This window comes from Streptomyces chilikensis, from assembly GCF_001642695.1.
In the GTDB taxonomy this organism is placed as follows: domain Bacteria; phylum Actinomycetota; class Actinomycetes; order Streptomycetales; family Streptomycetaceae; genus Streptomyces; species Streptomyces chilikensis.
In genome coordinates, this window is sequence record NZ_LWCC02000005.1 from 4,359,994 (window position 1) to 4,375,424 (window position 15,431).

Below are 15,431 nucleotides of genomic sequence, written 5' to 3' on the forward strand. Positions count from 1 at the left end.
GAGGCCGCGCGGGGTGCAGGACCGCGGCGGCCCCGGTGGCGGGCCCGGGATCACCGTCCGGCGAGGGCCTGCGCCAACCGCTGCACGCCGTCCTCCAGTTGAGCCGTGCCGGGGGTGCTGACGTAGCTGAGGCGCAGGTGGGGCGCGGGCGGCTCGGCGGTGAAGTAGTGGGCGCCGGGCGTGACGGCCACGCCGAGCCGGAGGGCGCCGGCGGCGACGGCGCGCTCGTCGGCGCCGCCCGGGAGGCGGAGCCAGAGGTGGAAACCGCCCTGGGGCGGCCGTCGCGGCAGCAGGCCGGGCAGGTGCGAGGCCAGGGCGGTCAGCAGGGTCGTGCGGCGGTCGCGCAGGGCGGCGGCCAGGGCGCGCAGGTGACGGGGCCAGGCGGGGGAGGAGACCAGTTCGAGGGCGGTCTCCTGGAGCGGGCGCGGCACGAAGAGGCTGTCCACGGCGTGCACCGCGCGCAGCCGCTCCAGCGCGGGCCCGCGCGCGGTGAGGGCGCCGACGCGCAGGCTCGGCGCGGACGACTTGGTGAGGGACCGGATGTGGACGACCACCCCGTCGGGGTCCTGGGCGGCCAGCGGGGGCGGCGGGGCGGGGGAGTCCGCGTGCACCAGGCGGCGGGCGAAGTCGTCCTCGACCACGAAGGCGCCCGCCCGGCGGGCGATCCGCAGCACCTCGGCGCGGCGGGGCGCGGCGAGCGCCGCGCCGGTGGGGTTGTGGAACAGGGGCTGGCAGACCAGCAGCCGGGCACGGGTGGCGGCGAACGCGTCGGCCAGCAGGTCGGAACGGACGCCGTCGGCGTCCACGGGCACCGGAACCGGCCGCAGCCCGGCGGCGCGGGCCACGGCGAGCGTGCCCGGATAGGCCGGGGACTCGACGAGCACGGGCGAGCCGGGGGCGGTCAGGGCGCGGAGCGCGGTGGTCAGCGCGGCCTGCCCGCCGGAGGTGATCAGGACGTCGGAGGCGGCCAGCGGACCGGCCGGCCCGCCGATGTCGCGGGCGAACCACTCGCGCAGCTCCGGCAGGCCCTCCATCGGCGGGCGCGACCAGGTGCCGGGACGCCGGCCGGCCCGTGCCAGGGCGGCGGCCAGGGCGCGCTCGGGCTGCAGGGAGGCGTGCGGGTAGCCGCCGCTGAGGTCGATGATCTCGGGCGGCGGCGCGGACAGGGTGGCCAGGACGCCGGAGGCGTCGGCGGCGCGCGGCCCGACGTCCACGGCGTTGTGCGGCGGATCCGCGCTCAGCGCCACCTCCTGCCAGGAGACGTCGCCGAGCACGGTAGCGGCGGGCGGGCCGGCGGCCTTGAAGACGCCCGCGCCGGGACGGGCGACGACCAGCCCCTCGGCGGTCAGCGCGGCGACCGCACGGGACACGGTCACCGGACTCACCTGGTGGGACGCGGTCAGCTCACGACTGGAGGGCAGCTTCTGCCCGGGCGCGCAGTGCTCCAGCCGGGTGCGCAGGATCGCGGCGAGCCGGTCCACACTGCTACTGTCATTCATGACAGCACAGGATAGCGCTACTCTCCCCGCCGCGACGGACCTCCGCAGCGGTACTCTCTCCGCCGCCCTCGGCGTGGTCTCCTTCTCGCTGACCTTCCCGGCCACGGTGTGGGCCCTGGACGGCTTCGGCCCGTGGACCGCCACCGGTGTGCGGGGGCTGCTGGCCGGGCTGCTCGCCGCCCTCTGCCTGCGCCTGGCCCGGGCGCCGCTCCCGGCCCGCGAGCACCTGCCCGCGCTGCTGACCGTGGCCGGCGGCTGTGTCGTGGGCTTCCCCCTGCTGACCACGCTGGCCCTGCGGACCTCCGGCACCGCCCACTCCGCGGTGGTCATCGGCCTGCTGCCGCTGGCCACCGCCGTGATCTCCTCCGCCCTCACCGGGCGGCGCCCCTCCCGCGCCTTCTGGGCGGCCGCCGGTGCGGGCGCGCTCGCCGTGCTGGCGTTCACGCTCGGGCAGAGCGGCGGCCTGCCGGCCGTGGGCGACCTCTACCTTTTCGGCGCCCTGCTGGTCTGTGCCGCCGGGTACGCGCAGGGCGGACGGCTGACGGCGCACATGCCGGGCTGGCAGGTCATCGCCTGGGGCGTGGTGGCCGCCGTCCCCGTCTCGGCACTGGTCACGGTCCTGGCCCTGCCGGTGGAGCCGTTCCGGCCGACCGGCACGGCGGTGGCGGGCATGGCCTACGTCGCCGCGGTCTCGCAGTTCGGCGGCTTCGTGGTCTGGTACCGGGGGATGGGCGTCATCGGAGTGCCGCGTGCCAGCCAACTCCAGCTCGCCCAGCCCCTGCTGACCCTCGGCTGGGCCGTCCTGCTGCTCGGCGAGGAGCTCTCCCCCCTCGCCCCGGTGACCGCCCTGGCCGTCCTGGCCTGCATCGCGGCGACCCAGCGCGCCCGCGCGTGACGCCCCGGCCTTTTCCGGGCACCCGGCCTTTTCCGGGCCTCCCCGGCCTTCCCGGCCTTCCCGGCCGGGGAGGGAGCTGCCGCTAGGAGGCCCCGGCCAGGCCCCACGGCGGCGGGCCGCTGCCCACCGTCCAGGCGAGGAGGGCCTCGCGGTCCAGGCAGAGGATGCCGCACTGCTCGGCGTACTCCAGCGCGGGAGCGGTGAAGTCGCTGGTGGTGACCAGGGCGGCCAGGTGGGCCTCGTGGACGGTGAAGCAGGTGCCGCCGAAGCGCTGGAGGTCCTGGGAGCCGACCTTGTTGGTGGCGCTGTAGCGCTTGCACTGGAGGACGACACGGCGTCCGTCCGGGGCGACGGCGAGGACGTCGGCGCCCAGGTCGCCCGCGCCGCCCACCACCTCGACGCCGGTGCAGCCGTCCCGCTCGCACAGCGCGGCCACGGCCTGCTCGAACTCGTAGGGGTCCAGGGCGTCGTAGTCGGGGAGCGGGATGGCCGGGTGGTGCGGCGGGAGCACCACGGTGGGTTCCGCGGCGGGCACGGGCTCCCCGGGCCCGGCCGCGGTCCCCGGCACGGTCTCCGCCGCGCGCGGCGGCGCGGACGCGGCCACCGGCGCGGGCTCGGGCCCCAGTTCGTCGAGGGCGGTCTCGGTGGCGCGGTCGAGGGCCTCGGCGGTGGTGCGGGCCAGCCGGGCCACGGAATGGCGGCGGCGGCGGCGCCGGACGGCCAGCACCACGAACACCACCAGCAGGGCCAGCACGGCGATCCACCCCGGGCGGCGGCCGATCGCCCCGGCGGCGACCCGGGCGACCAGACCCACCATCAGGACCAGCACCGCGAGCAGGCCGAACTGCATCGCCGTCGAGTGCAGGTCGAAGCGGCGACGGCCACGGCGACGGCCGGCCGGAGGAACGTGCTCGGCGGGCGTGGTGTGCATCCGTCCCCTCCTCCTGCGCGGAACTACGGTCGGACACCGGTGCACGTGATCGAACCGGTCGACGGCCGTCTACCCGGGCTCCGGCATTTCACCGAACGGATGTTCAGGCAGTGGTTCACGCCGCCGAGGACGGGCACGTGTCAGGTTCGGCGCGCGGCGGACGCCGCACGGCTCAGCGGAGGAAACAGCACAGTGGAAGCAACCCGCCGGTGGCGCCGGCTGGCGCCCGTACTCCTCGTGGTGGTCGTCTGGCTGCTGGCGGGAGGGCTCTTCGGGCCCTACGCCGGAAAGCTCACCGAGGTCGCCACCAACGACCAGGCCTCGTTCCTTCCCGAGAGCGCCGAGTCGACGAAGGTCAACGAGCTGCAACGGCAGTTCCAGCGCGACGAGACCGTGCCCGCGATCGTGGTGTGGGTCGCCCGGGAGGGCGAGGTCACCCCGCAGCAGCGGGAGGCGGCCGGCGCGGCGCTCGCCGAGGCGGCGCGGACCCCCGGCGTCGCGGAGGACGCCTCCGGCACCGCGCGGGTGATCCCCTCGCGGGACGGCCGCGCGCTCTCCGCGGTGCTGCCGCTGGAGACGGGTGACGAGGAGCGGACCGACGGCGCCGTCACCACCATCCGCGACACGGCGGGCGAGGTGGAGGGGACGCGGGCGTACGTCACGGGGCCGGCCGCCACCCAGGCCGACCTCTCCGACGCCTTCGCCGGGATCGACGGCATCCTCCTGCTCGTCGCGCTCTGCGTGGTGCTGCTGATCCTGCTGGTCGTCTACCGCAGCGTCCTGCTGCCGCTGGTCGTGATCGTCACCGCCGTGTTCGCGCTCGCGCTGGCCTGCGCGGTGGTGTACGCGCTGGCCGAGCGGGACGTGGTGTCGGTCGACGGGCAGGTGCAGGGCATCCTGTTCATCCTGGTGATCGGCGCGGCCACCGACTACGCGCTGCTGCTCACCGCCCGCTTCCGCGAGGAACTCGCCCTCGGCCACGAGAAGTACGCCGCCATGCGCACCGCCCTGCGGCAGACCGCCGGCGCGGTCGTCGCGAGCGGACTCACCGTGGCGTTCGGCCTGCTCGCCCTGATGGTCAGCGACCTCTCCAACAACCGGGCGCTCGGTCCGGTCGGCGCGATCGGAGTGGTCTGCGCCATGGCCGCGGCCCTCACCTTCCTCCCCGCCGTGCTCGTGCTGCTGGGCAACGCCGCCTACTGGCCCACCCGCCCCGGCTCGGCCAGGCAGAAGGCCCGTCAGGAGAACGGCCCGTGGCACCGGGTGGCCGATCTGGTGGACCGCCGGCCGCGCCGCATCTGGACCACCGCGCTGATCGGCCTCGCCGCCTGCGCCGCGTTCTCCCCGCTGCTCTCCGCCAAGGGGACGCCGCTGGACGAGATCTTCGTCAACGACGCCCCCTCCGTGACCGGGCAGCAGGCGCTGGCCGAGCACTTCCCGGCGGGCTCCGGCAACCCCGCAGTGATCATCGCCGACGCGGGGAGGACCGAGGAGGTCACCAGGGCGGCGGCGGCGACCGAGGGCGTCAGCCGTGCCGTTCCGGTCACCACCGGGGGGCCGGGGCGCGGCGAACCGGTGGTGGTCGACGGCAAGGTGCGGATCGACGCCACGCTGGAGGCCGCCGCGGACAGCGACGCCGCCAAGGAGACCGTCCCCCGGCTGCGCGAGGCCGTGCACGCGGTGCCGGGCGCCGACGCGCTGGTCGGCGGCTACACCGCCCAGCAGTACGACACCCAGGCCACCGCCTCGCGGGACCGGACGCTGATCGTCCCGGTGGTGCTGGCGATCATCCTGCTGATCCTGGTCCTCCTGCTGCGCGGCCTGCTGCTGCCGGTGCTGCTGGTGCTGACCGTGGGGCTCAACTACCTCGCCACCCTGGGCGTGACCGCGCTGGTCTTCCGGTACGGGTTCGGATTCACCGGCACGGACGCGTCGGTGCCGCTGTACGGGTTCGTGTTCCTCGTCGCGCTCGGCGTGGACTACAACATCTTCCTGATGACCCGGGTGCGCGAGGAGTCGCTGCGGCACGGCACGCGGGAGGGCATCCGCACCGGGCTCGCCGCCACCGGCGGGGTGATCACCTCGGCGGGCGTGGTGCTGGCCGCGACGTTCGCCGCGCTGACCGTGATCCCGCTGGCCTTCATGGCGTTCATCGCGTTCATCGTCGCCTTCGGCGTGCTGCTGGACACCCTGGTGGTGCGGTCGCTGCTGGTGCCGGCGCTGGCGCGGGACCTCGGGGCACGGGTGTGGTGGCCCAACCGGTCCATGCGGCCCTGAGGCCCGGCGGATAATTCGATTGCCCGCAGGACGTTCACCCCGCAGGGTCGGACGCATGGATCATGCTTCCGCCCTCCTCCGGGCCTACGACACCCAGCTGCGCACCGACGCGGAGACCCCCAGCGCCACCGCCGTGACCCGGCTCGGGCCGCTGCGCCTGGTCGTCTTCGGCGGCGGACGCGGGTTCGTCACCTACCAGGACCTGGGCGGGGCCGACGCCGCCGAGGTGCGCCGGCTGGTCGCCGGGGCGATGGACCACTACCGGTCCGACCCGGCGATCACCCGGGTGGAGTGGAAGACGCGGGGGCACGACCACGCCCCCGGGCTCCACGAGGCCCTGCTGGAGCACGGGTTCACGCCGGAGGAGTCCGAGTCGGTCATGATCGGCGAGGCCCGGTCGCTCGCCGTCGACGTGCCGCTGCCGGACGGGGTGAGCCTGCGGCGGGTCACCGGGGAGGCGGACGTCCGGGCGATGTGCGCCATGCAGGACGAGGCGTTCGGCGAGCCGGTGGACGCGCGGACGGCCGACGCGATCATGTACCGGCTGTCGCTGGACGACGGCATGGAACTGTGGGTCGCCGAGGCGGACGGCCGCATCGTCACCGCGGGCCGGCTGGAGCCGGTGGCGGGGACGGAGTTCGCCGGGATCTGGGGCGGGGCGACGCTGAAGGAGTGGCGGGGCCGGGGCATCTACCGCGCGCTCACCGCGGCGCGGGCGCGGTCCGCGCTGGCGGGCGGCAAGCGGCTGGTGCACAGCGACTCCACCGAGTACAGCCGGCCGATCCTCGAACGCTACGGGTTCGTGCGGGTCACCACCACGACGCCGTACCGGTGGTCGCGCCCCACGGAGGCGTGAACGCACCGTCCGCACCCGCGGGTGCGGACGGTGCGTGCGCACGGGGCTCGCCCGCGAGGGGCGTGGGCGGCGCGGGCGGCAGGAGGCTTCCCCGGCGAACGGCGAACGGCGAACGGCGAACGGCGAAAGCAGGCGGCGCGTACGCGCGGGGCCTCACCGCACCGGCCACGGCCCCCTCGCGCCCGCGGCGCCCCGCGTCACTCCCCGCCCCGGAGGGCGACCGCCCGGTGGATCGCCTCCGCCAGTTCCCGCACCTGCGGATCCTCCGTCCGCCGCGCCAGCGCGTCCGCGTGCTCCGCGAGCCCCGGCAGCGTCGGCGTCGCCACGCCGGGGTCGCTCTCCCGCAGCGCCGCCGCGAAGTGCGCCGCCACCACCGTGACCTGGAACCGCGCCGAGGCGTCCCGCACCGACCGGTGCAGCTCGTCCGTCCCCAGTGACCGCGACGCCTCGTGCGCCTCGCGCGTCCTCGGGTCGAGCCACCGCACGGTGGCCTCGGCGACGCGCCCCGACGCGCCCTCCCTCAGGCGCACCGCGTACAGCGCCGTGACGGTGTGCCCGGGGCCGACCTCGCCGCCGTCGGCCCCGTCGTCGCGGAAGTCCTCGTCGGCGACCCGCCGGTTCTCGTAGCCGATCAGCCGGTGTTCGGCCACCGTCGACGGGTCGAACGCCACCTGCGCCTTGGCGTCCCGCGCGGTGAGGCCGACGTTGCGCGGCAGCTCCTCGGAGAACACCCGCTCCGCCTCCTCGGGCGAGGAGACGTACACGGTGTGGCCGTCGCCCCGGTTGGTGAGGCGCTCCATCAGCGCGTCCCCGTACTCGCGGCCGACCCCCACGCCGAACAGCGTGATCCCGTGGTCCTCGCGCGCGTGCCCCACCTCCTCCAGGAGCGCGTCCGCGTCCGTCTCCCCGGTGTTGGCGAGGGCGTCCGACATCAGCACCACGCGGTTGGTGGCGCCGTCGCGCAGTCCGTCCAGCGCGGCGGTGTACCCGGCCCGCACCCCCGCGCCCAGGTCGGTGGCGGCGTCCGGCTCGAGACGGTCGACGGCGTCGCGGACCCGGTCGCGGCCGTCGCCGAGGCGGGTCATCGGGAGGACCGTCCGGGCCCGCTCGCTGAAGGCGACCAGCGCGACGGAGTCGTCGTCGCGCAGCCGGCCGGTCATCGTCCGCAGGCCCTGCCGGACCAGGTCGAGGCGGCCGGCCTCGGCCATCGAACCGGAGACGTCCACGACGAAGGTGAGGGCGGCCGGCGCCCTGCGGCCGTCCGCCGCCCCCGGCTCGGGACGGGTGGCGAGGCCGACCCGCATCAGCGCCCAGCCCCCGTCCCCGGCCGCCGCCCCGTCGACGGACACCCGGAAGCCGTTGCCCTCCGGCCGCTCGTAGTCCTGGCGGAAGCTGTTGACGAACTCCTCCGGCCGCACCGTCGACGGCTCGGGCAGCCGCCCGTCGGCCAGGGTGCGGCGGACGTAGCCGTAGGACGCGGTGTCCACGTCCAGCGCGAACGTGGACAGCCGGTCGCCGCCGCGGTCCGCCTCCCGGGAGGGCGCGGGCGCGCCCTCCCGGGACACGGACTTGTCGTGGGCCGCCTCCGAGGCGCTGTCGTCGGCGCCCCCGCCGCAGCCGGTGAGCAGCAGCCCCGCCGCGGTCGCGCCCGCGAGCAGGGCGCGCAGGCGCACCCGCCCGGTGGCGCCGGTCCTCACTCCCGCCGGGATGTTCATCTCGCGCGTCCCCCTCAGGTGTTCGGCGCCGTGAGCCCGTGGGGCACCGGCGGACCTCCCTTGCGTCACTGTGACGCCGCGGGGGCGGGGAACGTGCGTGACGGGTTGTTGCGCTTCGGTATCGGACGGGACACGGCGTGCCGCCCTCCCCGTGATCCGCCCGGGAGCGGGAGAGGACGTTCCGCCGTGCCCGCGGCGCGGGCACGGGGACGGACCGGGGTCCGCCGTCCGCGCCCGCGGCGCGGCCCGCGCCCCGGTGGTCCCGGGCCGGGCGCCGCGGCGGTGGTGCGGCCGCGGCCCGCGCAGTTCCCGGAACAGCAGGCCGTACCCGGCCCACACGGCCGCCAGCAGTGCGCAGGCCCCCGCCGCGTACGTCGTCGCCGGCACGTCGGCCAGGGCCACCCGGTGCAGCGCGTACGCGTCCAGCACCGTGAGCGTCATCCCGAGCCCGGCCAGCGACTCCGCCGTCGCCCGCAGCCCGCGCCGCAGCAGCGGCACGGGTGAGGCCAGCACCACGGCCGTGAGCGCGCCCAGCACCGCGGCCCGCCCGCTGATGCCCAGGGACCCCCAGGCCACCAGGGTGAACACCAGCGAGGCGATGCCGAGCAGCAGCCCGCCGAGCAGCAGGAGCAGGTTCTGCACGTCCGGCCCGGACGCCTCGCCCCCGGGCCCCGGCGCGGGCGGCACCCGCGTGGGGGAGGACACGGGCGGGTCCGCCGCCCACAGCACCCCGATCAGCCGGCCGCGGCGTGCCAGCAGCTGGGCGCGCCGGGCGTCGAGGGTCCGCAGCTCGGCGTCGATGAGCCGCAGCTCCTCGGCCGGCGGTGGTGTCGTCGTCATACCGGCACCATGGCGCGGGGACGGTCCGCGCACATGGGCGCGGATACTCAGAACCCGTACTCACCCGGTCCGGTCCGGACCCGGACCGGCCGCCGGTCCCGGCCCTCCGTCCGGTCGTGGGAGGGGTGCCGTGGGGCGGCCCGGGGCGACAGGTACGGTTTTCCGGACGCTTGTCTTCTTCGAGCGCTGTCGTGTCAGGAAGGGAAACACATGGACGTCGGACTCAAGCGTGAGCTCGAGCGGAAGGTGCGGGCCGGTGAGCGCCTGACCCGGGAGGACGGCATCGCGCTGTACGAGTCGGACGACCTGGCCTGGCTGGGCGCGCTGGCCCACGGGGTGCGGACCGCGCGTCACGGGGACGTCGCGTACTTCCACGGCGCCGAGGCGGGTGGCGGGGCCGTGCTCGGTTTCGGCGGATGGCGGGAGCGCGCCGCCAACGTCGACGCGATGCTGCGGCTGCGCGAGGAGTGGGACGGACGGGAGCAAGCCGTCGTCCTGGCCGGCGACCGGTCCCTGTCGGGCCTCGAGGTGCTGAAGACCTACGCGGTGGCCCGGCTGCTGCTGGACGGCGTCCCGCACCTGAAGGTCCTCCGGGAGACCTACGGCGACCGCACCGCCCAGCTGGCCCTCCAGCACGGCGCCGACGAGGTCGAGGGACCGGCGGGCGACGAGGTCGTCGAGCTCCTCCAGGACGCCGGATTCCGCCCCGTCCAGCACGACGGCGCGTACACCGTCGTCCGCGAGTTCGACGGGCCCGATCCCGCGCGGCGCGACCAGCCGCAGGCGATGCGGCTCTGAGGCGGCCGTGACGAGGCGCTGAGCGGGGGGCGGGCCGGCATCCGGTCCGCCCCCCGCCGTGCGGACCTCCGTCAGCCGACGGTCCACTTCTGGTTGGCGCCGCCCGTGCAGGTCCATGTCTGCAGGCGGGTGCCGTCCGCCGAGGAGTTGTCCTTGGCGTCCAGGCACTTTCCGGAGCCGGTGTTGGTGAGATCGCGGGCCGCCGTGTGGACCCACTTCTGCGCGTTGGTGCCGTTGCAGGTCCACAGCTGGACCACGGCGCCGTCGGCCGTCGAACCGCCCGAGACGTCAAGGCACTTGCCGAGGGCGCGGACGGTGCCGTCACCGGGGAGGCTCCACTGCTGGGCGACGTTGCCGGTGCAGTCGTGGAGCTGGATCGGCGTTCCGTCGGCGGTCGCGCCGCCCGCCACGTCCACGCACATGCCGCCGATGCCGCGGATCGGCCCCGAGGCGGGTACCGGACCGCCGTCCGAGGTGGAGACGCGCACGTGGTCGATCGTCATCGTCTGCGGGAAGCTGGTCGAACCGTCCGGGCTGCCGGGCCAGTTGCCGCCCACCGCCAGGTTGAGGACCAGGAAGAACGGGTGGTCGAAGACCCAGCGGTCGCCGCCGAGGTCGGCCGGGGTCCGCGTCTGGTACGCGTTGCCGTCGACGTACCAGGTGATGGAGTTCGGGCTCCAGTTCACCGCGAAGGTGTGGAAGCCGTCGGCGAACGCCTGCCCGCCGGGCAGGGTGTAACCGGCGCCGATGCCCTCCGCGCCGGAGTAGCCCGGCCCGTGCAGCGTCCCGTGCACGGTCCCCGGCTCGCGGCCGATGTTCTCCATGACGTCGATCTCGCCGCTGTTGGGCCATCCCACGCTGCCCAGGTCGTTGCCCAGCATCCAGAAGGCCGGCCAGATGCCCTGTCCGCGCGGGATCTTGATGCGGGCCTCGAAGCGGCCGTAGGCCTGGGTGAAGGTGCGCGCCGTGTTCAGGCGGGCCGAGGTGTACTGGCAACTGCCGTACCAGCAGCGGAGGCTGGTGTCGGTGTTGCGGCGAGCCGTGATGGTCAGGTTTCCGTTGCCGTCGAGCGCGGCGTTGGCCCGGCTGTTCGTGTAGTACTGCAGCTCGTTGTTGCCGTTGCCCGAACCGCCGGTCTCCACCGTCCACCTGGCCGGGTCCGGAGCGCTGCCCGCGGGGCCGTCGAACTCGTCCGCCCAGGTCTGGACGGCGGCCGCCGCCGGGGCGGGGTCGGGGACCGCGGCCGCGCGGGGAGCGCCCGCGCCCGCCGCCGTCAGCAGGGCGGCCGCCAGGACGGCGGCCAGCAGCAACGTGAGCGCCGTGCGGGGGAGCCGTCTCGTCAACGGGTCAGATCTCATGACAGGTACGTCCCTTGGCTGTGGGGGAGGTCAGGGTCGTGTGCACGCCGTGCGGAGCGGGAGCGGGTGCCCGGAGGGACGGAAGGCCTCCGCTTTCCCCAGATGGTATGGACCAAGTGGCGGCCGTCAATGGGTCGCGTGACGTCGGTCCCCCTCCGTGCGCAACATGGCCGGATCCGGGCCGTCGGACCGGCCGCGCCGCCCTTCGGTCCGCACCGCGACGGAGGCGGCCCCGCTGCCGGCCCGACGGGCGGGAAGGCCCGGTCCCGCGCCGGTTGAATGATCAGGGCATGACATGCCTGTGTCCGCGCGGACGCGTCCGCGCGGACACGGGGGCGGGGTCCGTCACATGGCCGGCGCGGAGCGGATCGCCGCGATGTCGAACTGCAGCCGCACCTTCTCGCTCACCATGGCGCCGCCCTCCGCCAGCCTGCTGTCGTAGGTCAGGCCCCAGTCCGAGCGGTTGATGGTGGTGGTGCCGTCGAAGCCGGCCCGCTGGTAGCCGAACGGGTCGGTGACGTTGCCGATGTAGGTGAGCTCCAGCGTCACCGGCCGGGTGACGTCCTTGATGGTGAGGTCCCCGGTCATCAGGTAGACGTCACCGCCGGCCATCTCCACGGAGGTGCTGACGAACCGCATCGTCGGGTGGTTGGCGGAGTCGAGGAAGTCGCGCCCCACCAGATGCGCGTCGCGCTGCTCCACGCCGGTGTCCACGCTGCCGGTGTTGATCACTATCTCGGCCTGGGAGCGGGTCGGCTTCGTGCCGTGGAAGAAGAGCCGGCTGCTGTACTCCCGGAAGCATCCGCGGACCGTGGTCACCATGGCGTGCCGCACGGAGAAACCGACCCGGCTGTGCGCCGGGTCGATGAACCACTCGCCGGTGAGTGACGCCAGCTCGGGATCGATGGGAGCCACCTGTGCGAAGGCCGATCGCGCCTCGACGGCGGGATCCATCACGGCGAGAGGTTCCGGGCGACTGGGGGTCGCGGTTCGCTTGAACAGATTCACACTTCACCTGTCGGATTCGCTCGGGACTGCACGCATGACTGCGGGATCCTATTCCAGAGTCCCGTATTTCCGCACCATAATCATGTACGCGCAAAATCCCCACAGATCCGCCACGCTGCAACCCGAATACCCGCTCCCCGGCGTCGTATTCCCAGGTTGTGGTGACATCCGATGCGATCGGTCATCTTCGCCGGTCAGTGCGTGTGTCTTGAATCCATCTATCGCGACGGGCGAGGTGCCGGTAGTGCGTGAAACGGGTCACGTCACCGAAACGCGCTCACCGGCCGTCAATTCTTCGGGGATTTCCCAAAGGGGTCGCGGGGCCTCGATTCCCTGCTTTGCGCCCGAAATGCGTCAGCTGCCGGAGCGGCACAGCAGGCTCAGCGCGTCGGCCGCCGCGGAGCCCGGTGCGGCGGTGTGGGTGAGCAGGCGCTGCCCGTCGCCGTCCGGCAGGTGCAGCACCTCGTACCGCAGTTCCAGGGGGCCGACGTGCGGGTGGTGGAACCGCTTGGTCCCGCTGGAGCACAGGCGGACGTCGTGCCGCGCCCACAGGGCCGCGAAGTCGTGGCTGTGGATGGACAGCTCGCCGATCAGCTCGGCGAGCGGACGGTCGTCGGGGCGGTGCGCGGCCGAGTAACGCAGCGAGGAGACGGCCAGCGCGGCCTCCTCGGGCCAGTCCCGGTACAACTCGCGGGTGTGCGCGTCGAGGAACAGCATGCGGAGCAGGTTCGGACGGGTCTCCGGGTCGTCCGGCGCCGCGGGATCGAGGTGCCCGGCCAGCAGCGCGTGGCCGAGGGGGTTCCATGCCAGGACGTCGTTGCGCCGGCCCAGGAGCAGGGCGGGCACCGAGGGCATGGCCGCCAGCAGCCGGACCGCGCCCTCGCCCGGGCTCTCCGCGCGCTCGGAGGTGCGGCGGACCGCCGGAACGGGACGGGCCAGCGCGAACAGGTGGGCCCGCTCGTCGTCGTCCAGCCGCAACGCCCGGGCGAGCGCCTCCACGACGGCGTCGCCGGCGTTCACCGACTGCCCCTGCTCCAGCCGGGTGTAGTAGTTCACCGAGATCCCGGCCAGCTGCGCCAGTTCCTCCCGCCGCAGCCCCGGGACCCGCCGGGCGCCCCAGGTGGTCACGCCCACCGACTCCGGGGTCACGGCGGTCGCGGCGAACCTCCTGCTGTGCGCCGCCTCGGCGGTGCTGTTCGCCCTGGTGCTGCCGGGCGCGCGCGGGGCGCGGGCGCCGCGGCGGTGACACCGCCCCGCTCTCCGGCCTCGCCACCGGCCACCGGCGGCCGGCCCGGCCTCGGCCGGGTCCTCCCGCCCGGCGCCTCCGGCAGCCTGCCCCGCGCCGACGTCCTCTCCGACGGCGCCGGCGCGACGGGCCCGGCACCGGTCCTGGCCGGCCGGTCCGCCGGGGCGTCGCGCCGTTGCCGGCCGGCGGACGGCTCCGGAGCCGGCGGGAGGACGTGGCGGAGCAGTCCGTGACCTGGTGCCCCGGTCGTCCGGGCCCCTCGGACGCCGGACAGGGAACGGGACGGCGGTGACGGCGAGGGGCAGGCATCCCGCACCGCCGCCGCTCACGCGTGCGAGAGGCCGAACGACACCAGGAACCCGCACACCGTCACCAGGCCGATCGCCAGGTGCGCGTCCTCGAACGCCTCCGGGATCATCGTGTCCGCCACCATGGCCAGGATCGCCCCGGCGGCCACCGCCGTCACCGCGGCGATCACCGCCGGGGAGAAGGCGCCCACGACCGTGTACCCGAGCACCGCCGACACGGTGCTCGCCGCCGCGATCGCGCCCCACACGCCGAAGACGAACCCCTTGCCGCGGCCGGCCTTCCGCATGCCCGCCGAACTCGACAGTCCCTCCGGCACGTTGCTGATGAAGACGGCCACCACCGTCACCAGACTGACCGCCCCGCCGTCCAGCAGGCTGACGCCGATCACCGCGGACTCGGGCACCCCGTCCAGCAGCGCGCCCAGCGCCAGTGCCGTGCCCGACCCGCTGCGCTGCTCCTCCGACGGCTGGGCGTGTGCGGCGTGACGCCCCGACCGCTTCCGGTGCCGCGCCCCCCGCCGCGCCAGCCACACGTTGCCCAGGGTGTACGCGGCCGCCCCCGCCAGGGTGCCCACGGCCGCGGGCGCCAGCCCGGCCTGGTCGAAGGCCTCACCCACCAGCTCGAACGACACCGCCGACAGCAGCACCCCGGCGCCGAAGGCCATCACCGTGGCGATGACCTTCGCCGGCACCCGCACCCCGAACCCGATCACCGCCCCGACCAGCAGCGCCGACCCCGCCACGAACCCCCAGAGCCCTGCCTCCACCACTTCAGCCATGAGGCACCCTGTACCCGCCGTCCTCCGTTCAGGCGTGCTCCGCGGGCGGCGTTCACACGCTCGGGGCAACTCCGGGGCCCGGCCGCCCCACGACGGCCCTGCTCCCCGGATCCGGTCAACGCCCCGCGGGCGTCGAAGCGCGCGGCGCGGGCCCAGGCGAGCCCCCAGCGGTTGCCCTCCGGATCCGCGACGTACGCGGAGCGCCCGCCCCACTCCCGGTCCGCCGGTCCGGCCACCGCCTCGGCGGCGAGGTCGCCGAGCGGATGCGGGGCGAGCAGCACCCCGCCGAGCAGGAACCCGCACCAGTTGTCGTCGCTCCCGGGCGTTTCGTCCCGGCCCGGGCCGCGGTGGAAGCGCCGGAGCGCCGGCAGGTCACGGGCGCCGAGGATCAGGACGGTGAGGCGTGCGGGCACCGTGGACACGGCGGGAGGGCAACGCGGTCCTGACCCCCCGTCATCCGTGACGGTGACACGGCCGCGTGGTGCCGCGGGCGGACTCCGCCGAACGGAGCAAGGTGATGCCGTGACTCGAACCCGGCATCTGGCACTCGCGCTCCTCACCCCCCTGCTGGTCACCGGCTGCGTCGCCGTGGCACCGACCGTGGCTCCGCCCCCGCGTGACGGCACGGCGGGCAGGGGCGACCGGCCCGCGGCGGAACGGGTGGTGCCACCGCGGGCGGAGGGCGACCTGGTGGAGAGTGGCCGGGAGAAGTCCCGGAAGGGCAAGGACAAGGACGAGAACGGTGGCGAGGACGAGGGCGAGGGCGGGTCGAAGGGCGACGGGAAACCCCGCAAGGGCGAGGGCAAGGGTGAGGGCCCGCGGCTGCGGGCGCAGGGGCAGGGCGGGCCCGCCGCCCGGCCGCCGGCGGTGCGGCGCGGGGCGGAGGGGAACCGGCGCGCCGTTCCCCCGCCGCCCCGCGCC

General features: G+C 75.3%; 13 protein-coding genes and 1 pseudogene. 6 read left to right on the top strand and 8 right to left on the bottom strand.

The genetic code is table 11. From position 1 onward, the window contains the following. Positions 1 to 50: 50 nt before the first annotated feature. Positions 51 to 1,499, bottom strand: a complete 1,449-nt coding sequence (locus A2U95_RS19600) for an aminotransferase-like domain-containing protein (RefSeq protein ID WP_166024324.1) — start codon at positions 1,497 to 1,499, stop codon at positions 51 to 53. A gap of 73 nt (positions 1,500 to 1,572) precedes the next feature. On the opposite strand from A2U95_RS19600, the gene A2U95_RS19605 reads away from it, so the two are divergent. Continuing rightward, positions 1,573 to 2,394, top strand: a complete 822-nt coding sequence (locus tag A2U95_RS19605; protein WP_338104477.1) for a DMT family transporter — start codon at positions 1,573 to 1,575, stop codon at positions 2,392 to 2,394. Between the two features lie 82 nt (positions 2,395 to 2,476). Here A2U95_RS19605 and A2U95_RS19610 read toward each other — a convergent pair whose 3' ends face one another. Continuing rightward, positions 2,477 to 3,325, bottom strand: a complete 849-nt coding sequence (locus tag A2U95_RS19610; protein WP_240957371.1) for a restriction endonuclease — start codon at positions 3,323 to 3,325, stop codon at positions 2,477 to 2,479. A gap of 192 nt (positions 3,326 to 3,517) precedes the next feature. On the opposite strand from A2U95_RS19610, the gene A2U95_RS19615 reads away from it, so the two are divergent. Together A2U95_RS19615 and A2U95_RS19620 are read left to right on the top strand one after the other, a co-directional pair. Then, complete coding sequence (locus A2U95_RS19615) at positions 3,518 to 5,602, top strand: MMPL family transporter (RefSeq protein ID WP_240957372.1); 2,085 nt, start codon at positions 3,518 to 3,520, stop codon at positions 5,600 to 5,602. A gap of 55 nt (positions 5,603 to 5,657) precedes the next feature. Continuing rightward, positions 5,658 to 6,458: a GNAT family N-acetyltransferase gene (locus A2U95_RS19620; RefSeq protein WP_166024330.1), complete on the top strand. Its 801-nt coding sequence runs from the start codon at positions 5,658 to 5,660 to the stop codon at positions 6,456 to 6,458. Between the two features lie 197 nt (positions 6,459 to 6,655). On the opposite strand, the gene A2U95_RS19625 is transcribed toward A2U95_RS19620, so the two are convergent. Then, positions 6,656 to 8,173, bottom strand: a complete 1,518-nt coding sequence (locus A2U95_RS19625; protein ID WP_166025391.1) for a vWA domain-containing protein — start codon at positions 8,171 to 8,173, stop codon at positions 6,656 to 6,658. A 1,050-nt stretch (positions 8,174 to 9,223) separates the two neighbouring features. Between A2U95_RS19625 and A2U95_RS19630 the strand changes: the two genes are divergently transcribed. Beyond that, positions 9,224 to 9,811, top strand: a complete 588-nt coding sequence (locus A2U95_RS19630; protein ID WP_166024332.1) for a hypothetical protein — start codon at positions 9,224 to 9,226, stop codon at positions 9,809 to 9,811. Positions 9,812 to 9,882: 71 nt separating this feature from the next. On the opposite strand, the gene A2U95_RS19635 is transcribed toward A2U95_RS19630, so the two are convergent. From A2U95_RS19635 to A2U95_RS19645, 3 genes are all read right to left on the bottom strand, one after another. Further along, positions 9,883 to 11,169 (bottom strand): glycoside hydrolase family 16 protein, encoded by a 1,287-nt coding sequence (locus A2U95_RS19635; RefSeq protein ID WP_166024334.1) that lies wholly within the window; start codon positions 11,167 to 11,169, stop codon positions 9,883 to 9,885. Between the two features lie 345 nt (positions 11,170 to 11,514). Then, positions 11,515 to 12,123 (bottom strand): YceI family protein, encoded by a 609-nt coding sequence (locus A2U95_RS19640; protein WP_166025393.1) that lies wholly within the window; start codon positions 12,121 to 12,123, stop codon positions 11,515 to 11,517. 408 nt (positions 12,124 to 12,531) lie between these two features. Then, positions 12,532 to 13,305, bottom strand: a complete 774-nt coding sequence (locus A2U95_RS19645; protein WP_338104472.1) for a helix-turn-helix transcriptional regulator — start codon at positions 13,303 to 13,305, stop codon at positions 12,532 to 12,534. Between A2U95_RS19645 and A2U95_RS33395 the strand changes: the two genes are divergently transcribed. Beyond that, positions 13,298 to 13,423, top strand: a complete 126-nt coding sequence (locus A2U95_RS33395; protein WP_277350947.1) for a hypothetical protein — start codon at positions 13,298 to 13,300, stop codon at positions 13,421 to 13,423. The genes A2U95_RS19645 and A2U95_RS33395 overlap by 8 nt on opposite strands. A gap of 325 nt (positions 13,424 to 13,748) precedes the next feature. Here A2U95_RS33395 and A2U95_RS19650 read toward each other — a convergent pair whose 3' ends face one another. After that, a complete protein-coding gene (locus A2U95_RS19650) occupies positions 13,749 to 14,510 on the bottom strand; it encodes a ZIP family metal transporter (RefSeq protein WP_166024338.1) in 762 nt (253 codons plus the stop codon). After that, a complete protein-coding gene (locus A2U95_RS32085) occupies positions 14,441 to 14,932 on the bottom strand; it encodes a VOC family protein (protein WP_206282916.1) in 492 nt (163 codons plus the stop codon). The genes A2U95_RS19650 and A2U95_RS32085 overlap by 70 nt, the downstream gene beginning before the upstream one ends. A 100-nt stretch (positions 14,933 to 15,032) precedes the next feature. Here A2U95_RS32085 and A2U95_RS19660 point away from each other — a divergent pair. Then, a pseudogene (locus A2U95_RS19660) lies at positions 15,033 to 15,431 on the top strand (hypothetical protein); the annotation flags it as partial.

Excerpts from the sequence above, each read along its gene's own strand:
- A2U95_RS19600 (WP_166024324.1), bottom strand. The coding sequence starts at position 1,499 with ATGAATGACAGTAGCAGTGTGGACCGGCTCGCCGCGATCCTGCGCACC.
- A2U95_RS19610 (WP_240957371.1), bottom strand. The coding sequence starts at position 3,325 with ATGCACACCACGCCCGCCGAGCACGTTCCTCCGGCCGGCCGTCGCCGT.
- A2U95_RS19620 (WP_166024330.1), top strand. The coding sequence starts at position 5,658 with ATGGATCATGCTTCCGCCCTCCTCCGGGCCTACGACACCCAGCTGCGC.
- A2U95_RS19625 (WP_166025391.1), bottom strand. The coding sequence starts at position 8,173 with ATGAACATCCCGGCGGGAGTGAGGACCGGCGCCACCGGGCGGGTGCGC.
- A2U95_RS19630 (WP_166024332.1), top strand. The coding sequence starts at position 9,224 with ATGGACGTCGGACTCAAGCGTGAGCTCGAGCGGAAGGTGCGGGCCGGT.
- A2U95_RS19635 (WP_166024334.1), bottom strand. The coding sequence starts at position 11,169 with ATGAGATCTGACCCGTTGACGAGACGGCTCCCCCGCACGGCGCTCACG.
- A2U95_RS19640 (WP_166025393.1), bottom strand. The coding sequence starts at position 12,123 with ATGGATCCCGCCGTCGAGGCGCGATCGGCCTTCGCACAGGTGGCTCCC.
- A2U95_RS19650 (WP_166024338.1), bottom strand. The coding sequence starts at position 14,510 with ATGGCTGAAGTGGTGGAGGCAGGGCTCTGGGGGTTCGTGGCGGGGTCG.